Raw genomic sequence first — 14656 nt, forward strand, 5'->3', positions numbered from 1 at the left:
ACCATGGCAGAAATTATTACAATGCCTCGCTTAAGCGATACAATGGAAGAAGGAACTGTTGTAAAATGGCACAAAAATGTAGGAGATAAAATTGCTGAGGGTGATATCTTAGCAGAAATCGAAACAGATAAAGCAATCCAAGAATTCGAATCAGAATTTGATGGAGTATTATTATATCAAGGTGTTGCAGAAGGAGTGTCAACAAATGTTGATGAAGTTTTAGCAATCATCGGAAATGAAGGAGAAGATATTTCAGGTTTAATCGGGGGTGGAGCAAAAGTTACGACTGAAGTTAAAGAAGAAAAATCAACTCCCAGCGAAACAAAAACAGAAGAAGCAAAACCTGTTGCAGAAATTCCTGCAAATGTGGAAGTAATTACAATGCCTCGTCTTTCTGATACAATGGAAGAAGGAACTGTAGTTGTTTGGCACAAAAATGTTGGAGATCAAGTTGCGGAAGGTGATATTTTAGCAGAAATTGAAACAGATAAAGCAGTGCAAGAATTCGAATCAGAATTTGATGGTGTTTTATTATATCAAGGAGCTAAAGTGAACGAGCCTGCACCAGTAGATTCTGTTTTAGCAATTATTGGTGAAGCTGGTACTGACGTTTCTGCAATTGTAGCAAACGGAGGTAAAGTTGCTGCACCAGCAGTTTCTACAGAAGTTGTTGATGACGAAAAACCAGTAGTTGTACAATTAGATGTAAATAATAAGGTTGAAGAAACTTCTTCTTCTGATCGTATTTTTGCATCGCCATTAGCAAAAACAATTGCAAAAGATAAAGGAATTAATTTAGCAGAGGTGAAAGGTTCTGGTGATAATGGACGTATCGTGAAAAAAGATATCGAAAATTATCAACCATCTGCTCAACCAAAAGCGGAAGCAAAATCTGAATCAGTTAAACCAGCTCAAACTTTTGTTTCTGGAGAAGATAAAGTGATTCCAAATTCTCAAATGAGAAAAGTTATCGCTAAACGTTTGGCTGAATCTAAATTTACAGCTCCTCATTATTACTTAAATGTAGAGTTGGATATGGATAATGCGATTGCTGCGCGCAAACAATTAAACTCAGTGCCTGATACGAAAATTTCATTCAACGATATGATTGTGAAAGCATGTGCAATGGCTTTACGCAAACATCCAGCTGTTAATTCTACTTGGACAGATACAGAAATTATTCAACATGGAGATATCAATATCGGTGTGGCAGTTGCTGTAGAAGATGGTTTATTGGTTCCTGTTGTTAAAAATACAGATCAAAAATCATTTGCTCAAATTTCTGCTGAGGTCAAAGATTATGCAGGTCGTGCAAGAGATCGCAAATTAAAAGCAGATGAAATGGAAAAATCAACATTCTCTGTTTCAAACTTAGGTATGTTTGGAATCGAATCATTCACATCGATTATCAATCAACCAAACTCTTGTATCCTATCAGTTGGTTCAATTATTCAAAAACCAGTTGTAAAAGACGGACAAGTTGTAGTTGGTAACACAATGAAATTATCTTTAGCTTGTGATCACAGAACAGTAGACGGAGCAACAGGTGCACAATTCTTACAAACATTAAGAATGTACATCGAAAATCCTGTTACAATGTTAGTGTAAGCTAAGATTTAATATATTTTTTTAAAGACCATTCATCGAATGGTCTTTTTTTTGTTATAGATTTTATGAATTTGTATCTTTAATCTCTAAAGTAATTAATTTAATGAAGCAACTAAAATTCTACTTTAATATTTTAAAACAGACAATTGTTGAATTTGGTGAGGACCGAATTATGAAATTGAGCGCTTCGTTAACTTATTACGCATTGTTTTCACTTTCACCATTAATTCTGATTGTAATTTCCAGTGCAAGTTTATTCTTTAAGAAAGATGCTATCGAAAACCGAATGTTTTATGAGCTTAAAAATATTGTTGGTCCAGATGTCGCTTTAGCTGTACAAAATTTTGTTACAAATTCTACCATTTCAGGAGATAGTTCGCTTGCTTTATATATAGGTATCGGAATTTTGATTTTTGGTTCTACAACAATGTTCACCGATATGCAAGATAGTCTCAATCTTATTTGGCGTGTCGAAGCAGTTCCTCGTAGAGCTTGGTTGAAATTTGTAATAAATAGAGGGCTTTCATTTTTGATTATCCTTTCATTAGGAATAGTTTTAATAGCAACAGTAATATTAAATAGTATATTAATGAGTTTTGGAGAAGAAATTTTCAGTCTTTTCGAACTCGATACCATTATGACGAAGACCACAGTTATTCTTCTTAATAATACATTGAGTATTTCAATCTCGATTTTGATATTTTATATTCTCTTCAAGATTCTTCCCGATGCACGTATCAAAGCAAAACAAGCTTTTGTAGGAGCGTTTTTTACGGCGATTCTATTCTTTATTGCAAAATATTTAATTGGTATTTATATCGCAAACTCCAAATATTCTACCATTTTTGGATCGGCAGGTTCGTTGGTTATTCTTTTGTTGTGGATTTATTATGTTGCAACAATTCTATATTTCGGCGCAAAATTCACAAAAGTATTTGCCGAAGCCAAAGGTTACCCTATTATTCCAAAACGAAATGCGAAGCTCAGAAAAGTATCGTTTATTGATTATCAACTCGATAAAAAAGATTATGAAAGTATAGATTAGTTACTAATTTATTTCGCTTCTCGAAACCTCTCCCGAGCCCATAACCCAAAAGTAGCCGCTGCCTATTTGTTTGATTCAGCAAATATTCACCGCCTAATCATTTCATACAGTGAAAATACAAAACTCGAGTGTAATGATTCACCATTTTTTTTCAACTCGAACTGTCAACAAAATTAAAACTCTTGAAAAACAATTGTACTTTTCGTCAGTTCGAGTGAAAATCTCTGATTTTAGTATCGGGAACTTAGACGAATTGCTGTCAACTTTCAACCGTCCAAAAAAAGTATTGTATACACTCTACTGCCACTATGTTGCCTTCATCCTGCCTTAAAGTAGGGAGTAAGCTGCAATTACGAATTGAGGATATGGCTGATTTTTTACAAAACTTAAATCAAAATTATGATTAAAAATATTAGTTTTACCCGTTGTGCATTTTGATTACTAAATAATAAAGTTGTTCATTTGATTGAAAATCAGTAAATTGTTTTAAGCACAAAACATTTACAATGAACAACTTACTTACAAATTATGAAAGAATATTATAAGTTCTACGAAAATATCCACAGATACACTTTTAATTTATCAACGTAGAAGACCTAAACTTTTTGATTTATAACTCATAAATCTTGTCTTAACAGATAAATTTATGGGTATTGATAGTGAAAATCATTTATTTCGAAATCTTCCTAAAGCGCTAAGTTGTAAAATTGAGCGTAGTATTTACAATCGTAGAAAACGAAGATTATCAGAGCAAATTAATAATATTCGACTCAAATTAGCGAAAGAATTTAATGAATTTAAAAATTGTTTTATCGTTGATATTATGCCGTTGGAAGTTTGTGAAATAACAAGAATTAATCACTCTAAATTTTGCAAAGAGCATCAGTTTTGTGCACCAAATAGAGGTTTTAGTGCTTCTCAGCAATTGTCTTTTTATGGCTATAAACTTCATGCTGTTTGTTTTTTAAGAGGTGTTTTCTAGAGTATTGATATTAGTCCCGCATCTGTTCATGATATTTATTTTTTGAAAGATATAAAATCTCAACTATCAGATTGAGTGCTACTTGGTGATAGAGATTATTTGTTACAAACAATTCAAATTGATTTATTTAATGAAGTTCATATACAATTAGAAACACCGAAAAGGTCCCTTCAAAAAATATCAAAAATGAATTGAAACTTTTTTTTCTCAACTATGTGATTAATTTATGATTATACGCAATTATGCAAAGACTTTTGAGGGGTTTAAAACCAGAATTCTAGCTAAAATTACTGCACAAACATTGAATCAGTACATTATTAAAATACACTTAAATCGAAATATTAATAATCTAAAAACTCAAATTATTTAAAGTGAAAAACGGTTAAAAAAACCTATGTTTATATTTTGCTTAGAGAAATAGTGTGTTAAAAAGTGTTAAATTCCTGTATCGGTGTATATCGAAAATGACACTTTTCTGTATCGGTTGTGTATCCGCGCTGTATCCATTCTGTATCCATTGTATATCCGTTCCGTATGGTTTGTTCGGTGTTCGTGTATCGAAATGTAAACATTATGTTTCTAGATATGAGTATTGAGAGGGTTGGATATCTCCCTGAATTTTCCAGTATAAATAAAGCTACATATTTTAAAAATTGTAAATTATTATTAAACTCAAAGATCGTATTATAACTAAAGCTTTATACCTGTTATACATTTGATTAATAAATAATAAAGTTGTCCATTTAATTGAAAATAAGTAAATTAATTTGAATACAAAATATTTACAATGAACAACTTACTTTCGAATTGCGAAAGAATATTAGAAGTTCTACTAAAAATATCCACAGATACACTTTTAATTTATCAACGTAGAAGACCTAAACTTTTTGATTTATAAATCATGTTTTAACAGCTCAATTTATGGGTATTGATAGTGAAAATCATTTATTTCGAAATCTTCCTATAGTGCTAAGTGTAAAATTGAGCGAAGTATTTACAATCGTAGTACTTAAGGGAGATTATCAGCGAAAATTAATAGTATTCAACTCAAATTAGCGAAAGAATTTAATGAATTTGAAAATTGTTTTATCGTTGATAGTATACCATTTGAAGTGTGTAAAATAGCAAGAATTAATCGCTTAAAAATTTGAAAGGAATATCAGTATAGTGTACTAAATAGAGGTTTTTGTGCTTCTCAGCAAATGTCTTTTTAAGACTATAAAATTTATGCTGTTTGTTCTTTAATAGGTGTTTTCCAGAGTATTGATATTAGTCCTGCATCTGTTCATGATTTTCATTTTTTGAAATATATAAAATCTCAACTATCATATTGAATACTACTTGATGACAGAGATTATTTGTTACAAACAATTCAAATTGACTTATTTAATGAAGCTAATATTTGATTAGAAACAGCGAAAAGATCCAATCAAAAAGAGTATAAACCTCAGTTTTATCTCTTCAAAAAGTACCGAAAAAGAATTGAAACTTTATTTTCTCAACTATGCGATTAATTTATGATTAGACGTAATTATACAAAGACTTTTGAGGGGTTTAAAACCAGAATTCTAGCTAAAATTACTGCACTTACTGTGGTTCAGTACATTAATAAAACATACTTTAATCGAAATATTAATAAGCTAAAAACCCAAATTATTTAAAATGTACAACGGGTATTAACTATATTGAATAAATGAGTTTCGCTTTGTGCAATTTCTCCCGAATAGTTAACTCAAAAGTATCCATTTTACTTTTCTTTTTGGTAAGAAAAGCAAAAAGTCTAATCATTTCATGCGGTAAAAAAGAGCTTTTCTCGTCAAAAATCTAATATCTTACTTCTCATATCTAAAATTCTCAAAAAATATTTCCCATCGTACCAGCAACTTAAGGGAAGAATGTAAAATAAATGTAAAGTATGTTTGGAAGTTCGGAAAAATGGTGCGTATATTTGCAATCCCAATACGAAAGACGAGTAGTATTGAAATTGACATAAGGACTTGTATAGCGACAAAATTATTTAAAAATAAATTTGCGAGTTTAGAAATAAGTTTTACCTTTGCAAACCGATTCCGAAAGGAGTTTGAAAGTGAGAGTAAATTTGACTTGTTGAAATAAAAACTTTAAAAATTTATCAAAATAAATTTTGTTAGTTAAAAAAATAAGTATTACCTTTGCAACCGCAAATGCCGAGAGGTTTTGCTAAATGAGAAGTTCATTTGAAATTATAAAATATACAGAAGAAAAAATAGCCGAATAAAACGAAGTCAATCCTTTAATAATGGAGCTATAGGAAATTCGAAGTTGTAAAAACATAGGTAGCAATACCAAACGAAATTATTTACAATGGAGAGTTTGATCCTGGCTCAGGATGAACGCTAGCGGGAGGCTTAACACATGCAAGCCGAGGGGTATAGTTCTTTCGGGAACTAGAGACCGGCGCACGGGTGCGTAACGCGTATGCAACTTGCCCTACTGAAAAGGATAGCCCTTCGAAAGGAGGATTAATACTTTATAACAGATTTAATGGCATCATTAGATTTTGAAAGATTTATCGCAGTAGGATAGGCATGCGTAAGATTAGTTAGTTGGTGAGGTAACGGCTCACCAAGACGATGATCTTTAGGGGGCCTGAGAGGGTGAACCCCCACACTGGTACTGAGACACGGACCAGACTCCTACGGGAGGCAGCAGTGAGGAATATTGGACAATGGGTGGAAGCCTGATCCAGCCATCCCGCGTGTAGGATGACGGCCTTATGGGTTGTAAACTACTTTTATCTGGGGATAAACCTACTTACGTGTAAGTAGCTGAAGGTACCAGAAGAATAAGCACCGGCTAACTCCGTGCCAGCAGCCGCGGTAATACGGAGGGTGCAAGCGTTATCCGGATTTATTGGGTTTAAAGGGTCCGTAGGCGGATTAATCAGTCAGTGGTGAAATCTCATAGCTTAACTATGAAACTGCCATTGATACTGTTAGTCTTGAGTGATGTTGAAGTTGCTGGAATGTGTAGTGTAGCGGTGAAATGCTTAGATATTACGCAGAACACCAATTGCGAAGGCAGGTGACTAAACATTAACTGACGCTGATGGACGAAAGCGTGGGGAGCGAACAGGATTAGATACCCTGGTAGTCCACGCCGTAAACGATGGATACTTGCTGTTGGGTTTTCGGATTCAGTGGCTAAGCGAAAGTTATAAGTATCCCACCTGGGGAGTACGTTCGCAAGAATGAAACTCAAAGGAATTGACGGGGGCCCGCACAAGCGGTGGAGCATGTGGTTTAATTCGATGATACGCGAGGAACCTTACCAAGGCTTAAATGCAATTTGACAGAACTAGAAATAGTTTTTTCTTCGGACAGAATGCAAGGTGCTGCATGGCTGTCGTCAGCTCGTGCCGTGAGGTGTTAGGTTAAGTCCTGCAACGAGCGCAACCCCTATCATTAGTTGCCAGCGTTTAAAGACGGGGACTCTAATGAGACTGCCGGTGCAAACCGCGAGGAAGGTGGGGACGACGTCAAGTCATCACGGCCCTTACGTCTTGGGCTACACACGTGCTACAATGGTAAGTACAGAGGGCAGCTACTTGGCAACAAGATGCGAATCTCAAAAACTTATCTCAGTTCGGATTGGAGTCTGCAACTCGACTCTATGAAGCTGGAATCGCTAGTAATCGCATATCAGCCATGATGCGGTGAATACGTTCCCGGGCCTTGTACACACCGCCCGTCAAGCCATGGAAGCTGGGGGTACCTGAAGTCGGTGACCGTAACAGGAGCTGCCTAGGGTAAAACTGGTAACTAGGGCTAAGTCGTAACAAGGTAGCCGTACCGGAAGGTGCGGCTGGAACATCTCATATTTAGAGAACGACGAATTTTCTTCTATTGTAAGAAGATTGATTTTGATTCGGCTTTTTATTCTGTAATATTTATAAATATATTAGAAGTTAGATATTAGAATTGAGAACTTAGATAAATCTAAATACTCATATCTCAATACTAAAATCTTACAACTAAAAAGACCACTCTTTAAGAGTATTAAAGAGTCTCATAGCTCAGCTGGTTAGAGCGCTACACTGATAATGTAGAGGTCGGCAGTTCGAGTCTGCCTGAGACTACTAATATAGTAAAGAGGGGGATTAGCTCAGCTGGCTAGAGCGCTTGCCTTGCACGCAAGAGGTCATCGGTTCGACTCCGATATTCTCCACAAGCTTAAGGCTTAAAGCATAATTCTTTAAGCAATAAGAGAAGAGTTCATTGACATTATTAGAAACAGATTATAAATTTATTTATAATCGCATACAATCAAAAACAAACAGATTTAGAAATAAATTAAAGTTTTATAAAGGTATACAATTAATCAAGAAAACGAGTAAGATTAACATAACCGCTCAATAATATGACGGTTAAATCGAGAAAAAAGTTACAAAGGGCGTACGGCGGATGCCTAGGCTTTGAGAGGCGATGAAGGACGTGATAAGCTGCGATAAGCTACGGGGAGCGGCACATACGCATTAATCCGTAGATTTCCGAATGGGACAACCCGGCATGTTGAAGGCATGTCACCCAGCAATGGGAGCGAACGTTGGGAACTGAAACATCTAAGTACCAATAGGAAAAGAAATCAATTGAGATTCCGTAAGTAGTGGCGAGCGAACGCGGATTAGCCCTAAAGACTTAATAAGGATAATAGAATAACCTGGAAAGGTTAACCGTAGAGGGTGATAGTCCCGTAAATGAAATTTTTATTAAGTTGATAACGAGTAAGGCGGAACACGAGAAATTCTGTCCGAATATGGGAGGACCATCTTCCAAGGCTAAATACTCCTCAAAGACCGATAGTGAACTAGTACTGTGAAGGAAAGGTGAAAAGCATTTCGAATAGAAAGTTGAAATAGAACCTGAAACCGTACGCCTACAAGCGGTCGGAGCACGTAAGTGTGACGGCGTGCCTTTTGCATAATGAGCCTACGAGTTAATGTTGCTGGCAAGGTTAAGCACTTCAGGTGCGGAGCCGTAGCGAAAGCGAGTCTGAATAGGGCGCTATAGTCAGTAGTATTAGACGCGAAACCTTGTGATCTACCCATGGGCAGGTTGAAGCTTTGGTAACACAAAGTGGAGGACCGAACCGGTTGACGTTGAAAAGTCTTCGGATGACCTGTGGGTAGGGGTGAAAGGCCAATCAAACTGGGAAATAGCTCGTACTCCCCGAAATGCATTTAGGTGCAGCGTTTAGTAAAGTATATTAGAGGTAGAGCTACTGATTGGATGCGGGGGCTTCACCGCCTACCAATTCCTGACAAACTCCGAATGCTAATATATGTTTCTAGGCAGTGAGGGCATGGGTGCTAAGGTCCATGTCCGAGAGGGAAAGAACCCAGACCATCAGCTAAGGTCCCCAAATATATGCTAAGTTGAAAAAACGCGGTTGGATTGCATAGACAGCTAGGATGTTAGCTTGGAAGCAGCTATTCATTTAACGAGTGCGTAACAGCTCACTAGTCGAGCGATCCGGCATGGATAATAATCGGGCATAAGCATATTACCGAAGCTATGGATTAGTACATTAGTACTACTGGTAGGGGAGCATTCTAACGGCGCAGAAGTCATCTGGTAATGGATGGTGGAGCTTTTAGAAAAGAAAATGTAGGCATGAGTAACGATAAAATAAGTGAGAAACTTATTCGCCGTAAGACTAAGGGTTCCTCAGCTATGCTAATCAGCTGAGGGTTAGTCGGGACCTAACACGAACCCTAACGGGGTAGTGGATGGCAAACGGGTTAATATTCCCGTACCTGCACTCAATAAAAGTGACGAATGATTGTAGGAGGTGCGTACTGACGGAATAGTACGTTGAACCTACGTAAAGTAGGGATAGTACACGAAGACTTCGGTTAGAGTGATAATCCTCTGAAAATTGTTCCAAGAAATAGCGAGATGTGCAGCCCGTACCGTAAACCGACACAGGTGGTCGAGGAGAGTATCCTAAGGCGCTCGAGCGATTCATGGTTAAGGAATTAGGCAAAATAGACCTGTAACTTCGGGAGAAAGGTCGCTGACAGCAATGTCAGCCTCAGTAAAAAGGCCCAGGCGACTGTTTATCAAAAACACAGGACTCTGCAAAATAGAAATATGACGTATAGGGTCTGACACCTGCCCGGTGCTGGAAGGTTAAGGAAGGAGCTTAGAGGTAACTCGAAGGTTTTGACTGAAGCCCCAGTAAACGGCGGCCGTAACTATAACGGTCCTAAGGTAGCGAAATTCCTTGTCGGGTAAGTTCCGACCTGCACGAATGGTGTAACGATCTGGGCACTGTCTCAACCATGATCTCGGTGAAATTGTAGTATCGGTGAAGATGCCGGTTAATCGCAACGGGACGAAAAGACCCTGTGAACCTTTACTATAGCTTTGTATTGACTTCGGGTAAATAATGTGTAGGATAGGTGGGAGACTATGAAGCAGTATCGCTAGGTATTGTGGAGTCATTGTTGAAATACCACCCTTTATTTACTTGGAGCCTAACTTCTTTATGGAAGGACAGTGCATGGTGGGTAGTTTGACTGGGGTGGTCGCCTCCAAAAGAGTAACGGAGGCTTTCAAAGGTACCCTCAGCACGCTTGGTAACCGTGCGTAGAGTGTAATGGCATAAGGGTGCTTGACTGTGAGACCAACAAGTCGATCAGGTGCGAAAGCAGGACATAGTGATCCGGTGGTTCCGTATGGAAGGGCCATCGCTCAAAGGATAAAAGGTACTCCGGGGATAACAGGCTAGTCTCCCCCAAGAGCTCACATCGACGGGGAGGTTCGGCACCTCGATGTCGGCTCGTCACATCCTGGGGCTGGAGAAGGTCCCAAGGGTTGGGCTGTTCGCCCATTAAAGTGGCACGCGAGCTGGGTTCAGAACGTCGTGAGACAGTTCGGTCTCTATCTGTTGTGATCGTTAGAAGTTTGAGCGGAGTTGACTCTAGTACGAGAGGACCGTGTTGAACAAACCTCTGGTGTATCAGTTGTGCCGCCAGGTGCACCGCTGAGTAGCTACGTTTGGAAGAGATAAGCACTGAAAGCATATAAGTGCGAAACTCGCCGCAAGATAAGACTTCTTTAAAGGGTCGTTGTAGACTACAACGTTGATAGGCTATAGATGTAAAGGCAGTGATGTCATAGTCGAGTAGTACTAATTACCCATAGACTTTTTCTAAAAAAGTAGAACGAATCAAAGCTAATGATAGCAATATCAAAAATAAAAAAGATTAAATACTAAGATTGATTTAATCGTCATAGAGAAGGTTAGTTAATCTTATTTGGATTAATAGAGTAATACCAAAGATTGTGTGAAGGCTTTAGGCCTAAAGCTTTAAGCTTAATGCATAAAGCTATCTAATAATGTCAAAATATACTAGGAACTAAGACCTATACAAAAATATTAGGGTGACTATAGCTGCAGGGCTCACCTCTTCCCATTCCGAACAGAGAAGTTAAGCCTGCCTGCGCCGATGGTACTGTTACTTACGGGAGAGTAGGTCGTCGCCAGTTTTTATTAAAAGCCTCAAGTGAACAACTTGAGGCTTTTTTTGTGGGTATACTTTTTTGTAAAATGTACAAAGTAAAATGTAAGCTACCACATCTCCAGACTATGTTTTATAAAACAAGAAGCTTGCTTTCATCCAACAAGAGCTTCTAATTAGTCAACTAGAAGCTTCTTCTTGATAAAAAGGAAGCTTCCTTTTTGCAACTAACTCAGAACTTACAACCAGCGTTAGGGAGAGTAGTCTAAATCCTTTTGTAGAAATTGGATTTTCTTACTTGTAATAGAATTTTATTCTACAAAAGATTGCAACGGATAGCCCGACCGAGCGATTTACATTTCTTGTTATTGAATTATTAAGAGATAATTGAGGGAGATTGTATAAATACGAGGAATAGAGCGAGTGAATGCCCAAATAAATTTTTCAATAGAAATATACTTTTATTGATAGGTTCATACTTAAGTATATGTGGAATATGGATTTGATTTCATAAAAAAAATATAAAATATAAACTATGTTCAAAATTATTAGAAGTTTATCATTTGAAATTTAATAGCTTTACAGCTTAATATTACTTAATTGGATCAGAAAATATTAGATCACATTTTAGATAAGGATTGGGAACAGGCTTTTAAACTTCTTGTAAAAGATTATCATCAGAGAGTTTATTGGCAAATTCGTCGTATGGTTTTGATTCATGAAGACGCAGATGATATTGCTCAAAATGTTTTTATAAAAATCTATCAAAATTTGAATTCATTCAAAAATGAATCAAAATTATCGACATGGATTTTTAGGATTACTTATAACGAAACCATCAATTTTATTCATAAAAATGCTAAAGAACAAAATGTTTCGTTTGAAGATTATTCGATGAATATTGCAGATGATTTATCTACGGATGAGTATTTTACAGGTGATGAAATTGAGTTGAAACTACAAAAAGCGATTGCAAGTTTGCCAGAAAAGCAGCGCGTAGTATTTATGATGAAATATTATGATGAAATGAAATATGAACAAATTTCTGAAATTTCAGGAACATCTGTTGGTGCGCTAAAGGCGTCTTATCATCATGCAGTTACAAAAATTAAAGAATTTTTAGAGGATGAAGATTAAACCTTTTTAACTTTTTTTTGTCTTATGAATGATATGAAAGAAAATGGATTAAAAAATAATTTTAAGGTTCCAGAGAATTATTTTAAGAATTTAGAAGATGAAATTTATTTTAAAAGCTTAAAACAAAAGGAAAATTATACAACCCCTACTAATTATTTTGACGATTTAGAACAGTCAATTTTATCGAAAACTATTGATAAAAAAGAAACAAAAGTTGTACATTTCAATATTTGGTGGGCTGCTGCTTGTATATTGCTATTAGCATTGGTTGTAACTCCTTTTGTGATTAATTCTACAGAAAAATCTACAGAAGTTGTGGATACAAAAACAGAAAATCATGTTTACGAGAAGATCTATGATTCGTATATAGTGAGTGATCAAAACAAAAAATCGTCCAATGTAACATTAGACGATTCTGATTTTGCTTTATATGATTATTAAGAAATTCTAAATAATTTCTGCACTTAAACCTCGGTTCAATAATTCTGTGCATCGAGGTTTTAAATCTTCTAATTCACCCGTCAAGACTTCGCATTTACCTTTGTAGTGAATCAAAATAGAACATTGTTCCGCTTGCTCTGGCGTGTGTTCACAAACATCAATCAACGATTCGATTACCCAATCAAAAGTATTCACATCATCATTGTAAACAATAATTTGATATTTGTGTGATTCCTGTTCCAATACATCAACAGCCGAATCTTTTTCCGTTTCCCACATGGGTTGCGTTGCGTATTTTGTCATATCATTTTATTTTTTGAAATGTAGCGCAATCCACTCATTTCGTTGTTTTTTAGATACAAATTTCAAACCATTTTCTGTACAAAAAGCTAAGATATCATCAAAATCTTGCTCCATCAATCCACTTAAAAATAAATCACCATTTTCATTCAAAACATTGATGTAAGAAGGAATTTGACTGATTAAAATATTTTTGTTGATATTCGCTAAAATAATGTCAAACTGTTTGCTTCCCAAAAGTGAATTATCACCCATTTTCGCATCTAAACTAACACCATTTCGTTTTCCATTTTCGATAGAATTTTCCACAGCCCACTCGTCAATATCGATACATTCTGCATAATTTGCACCACGTTTCATTCCTAAAATTGCAAGAATTGACGTTCCACAGCCCATGTCCAAAATATCTTTTCCTGTAAATTCAGTTTCCAAGATATATTCTACCATCAAATGTGTTGTAGAGTGATGTCCAGTCCCAAAAGACATTTTTGGTTGAATGATAATTTCGTACGGAATATTTTCAACTGTTTCGTGAAATTCTGCACGAATCAAACATTGGTCATTCACTAAAATTGGCGTGAAATTTTCTTCCCAAGTTGCATTCCAATTTTGTTGTTCAATTTCTTGACGCGTATAAGAAAAATCAATATTCTCGATAGAATCAATCACTTCTTTTACTTGGTCAATATTTTCGTCAGTTTTTGGCATGTAAGCATCAAAACCTTCTTCGTTTTCAACAAAACTTTCAAAGGGTAGTTCAGAAATCATTGCAATAATAATTTCATTAAAAGGCTCTACTTCCGCAACTTTAAATTTATATTCGATATAATTTGTCATAAAAAAATGTAGAAAACATCAAATTGTTTTCCAGCGCAAATTTACGATTTTTATAATTAATGATAAAGGAGATTATTTATCAAATGGAAAGTCCTTCAAACCAACCATCATTTCACGTTTTCCTGGAGGCCCAGGACGTTTTTGTACAATATAGCCCAAATCTTTCAAACCTCTTTTTATGGTTCCTTTCGCTGCATAAGTGGTAAAAATGGCAGATTTTTTAGTTAAAGAATCAACAATTTCTAACAATTCTTTTTCCCATAATTCTGGTTGAACACGAGAACCAAATGCATCAAAATAAACTAAATCAAAATTATTTTCGTTGATATTTTTCAGATTGAAAAAATCTTCTTCTACTTTCTTAACTTCAAAATATGGAGAAATTTTATTCCAATTTTCCCAATTTGAATGAAATAATTGTTGATAATAATCTAAAAACTCTTCTTTTCGATGTTCAAATTCCGGATAAAGTTTGAAAACATTTTCGAAATAATTCACCAATTCAAATTCTTCATCAGAAACTGGAAATTTTTCAATTCCAACATATTGCACTGGAGTTTTATGTTTTTCAGCTTCCATCAAAGTAATGAAAGAATTAAGTCCCGTACCTAATCCAATTTCTATAATTTTTATAGGATTTTTTGTTTCTGTAAAATGATGAAATCCATTTTTTATAAATACATGAAAAGCCTCTTGTACAGCGCCATGCTTAGAATGATAAGATTCATCCCAATCTTCAATATAGATAGTTTTAGATCCATCTTCCGTTTCTTGAATAATTCTTTTCATCGTCGAAAGTTAT

General features: G+C 35.7%; 7 protein-coding genes, 2 tRNA genes, 3 rRNA genes and 2 pseudogenes. 11 read left to right on the forward strand and 3 right to left on the reverse strand.

Features of this window, described 5'->3' with window-relative positions:
- The first annotated feature begins 3 nt into the window (after window positions 1-3).
- From ACTS9J_RS04320 to ACTS9J_RS04370, 11 genes and pseudogenes are all read left to right on the forward strand, one after another.
- On the forward strand, window positions 4-1608 hold the full coding sequence (locus tag ACTS9J_RS04320; RefSeq protein ID WP_125349668.1) for a pyruvate dehydrogenase complex dihydrolipoamide acetyltransferase: 1605 nt from the start codon (window positions 4-6) through the stop codon (window positions 1606-1608).
- Window positions 1609-1711: 103 nt separating this feature from the next.
- On the forward strand, window positions 1712-2653 hold the full coding sequence (locus ACTS9J_RS04325) for a YihY/virulence factor BrkB family protein (protein WP_038337079.1): 942 nt from the start codon (window positions 1712-1714) through the stop codon (window positions 2651-2653).
- 506 nt (window positions 2654-3159) lie between these two features.
- Window positions 3160-4005, forward strand: a pseudogene (locus ACTS9J_RS04330) (IS982 family transposase).
- A 417-nt stretch (window positions 4006-4422) separates the two neighbouring features.
- A pseudogene (locus tag ACTS9J_RS04335) lies at window positions 4423-5296 on the forward strand (IS982 family transposase).
- Between the two features lie 679 nt (window positions 5297-5975).
- Window positions 5976-7494, forward strand: a 16S ribosomal RNA gene (locus ACTS9J_RS04340).
- Window positions 7495-7678: 184 nt separating this feature from the next.
- A tRNA-Ile gene (locus ACTS9J_RS04345) sits at window positions 7679-7752 on the forward strand.
- A 15-nt stretch (window positions 7753-7767) separates the two neighbouring features.
- A tRNA-Ala gene (locus ACTS9J_RS04350) sits at window positions 7768-7841 on the forward strand.
- A 209-nt stretch (window positions 7842-8050) separates the two neighbouring features.
- A 23S ribosomal RNA gene (locus tag ACTS9J_RS04355) occupies window positions 8051-10832 on the forward strand.
- A gap of 226 nt (window positions 10833-11058) precedes the next feature.
- A 5S ribosomal RNA gene (gene rrf / locus ACTS9J_RS04360) occupies window positions 11059-11167 on the forward strand.
- Together the 16S, 23S and 5S rRNA genes with 2 tRNA genes alongside form the textbook arrangement of a ribosomal RNA operon.
- Window positions 11168-11739: 572 nt before the next feature.
- The gene (locus ACTS9J_RS04365) at window positions 11740-12276 is read left to right on the forward strand and encodes an RNA polymerase sigma factor (protein WP_125350308.1); all 537 of its coding nucleotides are present in this window, start codon (window positions 11740-11742) and stop codon (window positions 12274-12276) included.
- A gap of 24 nt (window positions 12277-12300) precedes the next feature.
- Window positions 12301-12717, forward strand: coding sequence for a hypothetical protein (locus ACTS9J_RS04370; protein ID WP_125350307.1), 417 nt, complete (start codon window positions 12301-12303; stop codon window positions 12715-12717).
- Between the two features lie 6 nt (window positions 12718-12723).
- Here the strand turns inward: ACTS9J_RS04370 and ACTS9J_RS04375 are convergent, their stop codons facing one another.
- From ACTS9J_RS04375 to mnmD, 3 genes are all read right to left on the reverse strand, one after another.
- The gene (locus ACTS9J_RS04375) at window positions 12724-13020 is read right to left on the reverse strand and encodes an ATP-dependent Clp protease adaptor ClpS (protein WP_180905936.1); all 297 of its coding nucleotides are present in this window, start codon (window positions 13018-13020) and stop codon (window positions 12724-12726) included.
- A gap of 6 nt (window positions 13021-13026) precedes the next feature.
- Entirely contained in the window at window positions 13027-13854 is an 828-nt protein-coding gene (prmA, locus tag ACTS9J_RS04380) for a 50S ribosomal protein L11 methyltransferase (RefSeq protein ID WP_038336885.1), read from the reverse strand.
- 72 nt (window positions 13855-13926) lie between these two features.
- Entirely contained in the window at window positions 13927-14643 is a 717-nt protein-coding gene (mnmD, locus tag ACTS9J_RS04385) for a tRNA (5-methylaminomethyl-2-thiouridine)(34)-methyltransferase MnmD (protein ID WP_114999065.1), read from the reverse strand.
- Window positions 14644-14656: the final 13 nt, after the last annotated feature.

It is taken from the genome of Empedobacter sp. ULE_I140 (assembly GCF_053482575.1).

Bases quoted from the DNA above. Each gene is read 5' to 3' on its own strand.
- ACTS9J_RS04320 (WP_125349668.1), top strand. From the start codon at position 4: ATGGCAGAAATTATTACAATGCCTCGCTTAAGCGATACAATGGAAGAA.
- ACTS9J_RS04325 (WP_038337079.1), top strand. From the start codon at position 1,712: ATGAAGCAACTAAAATTCTACTTTAATATTTTAAAACAGACAATTGTT.
- ACTS9J_RS04370 (WP_125350307.1), top strand. From the start codon at position 12,301: ATGAATGATATGAAAGAAAATGGATTAAAAAATAATTTTAAGGTTCCA.
- ACTS9J_RS04375 (WP_180905936.1), bottom strand. From the start codon at position 13,020: ATGACAAAATACGCAACGCAACCCATGTGGGAAACGGAAAAAGATTCG.
- prmA (WP_038336885.1), bottom strand. From the start codon at position 13,854: ATGACAAATTATATCGAATATAAATTTAAAGTTGCGGAAGTAGAGCCT.
- mnmD (WP_114999065.1), bottom strand. From the start codon at position 14,643: ATGAAAAGAATTATTCAAGAAACGGAAGATGGATCTAAAACTATCTAT.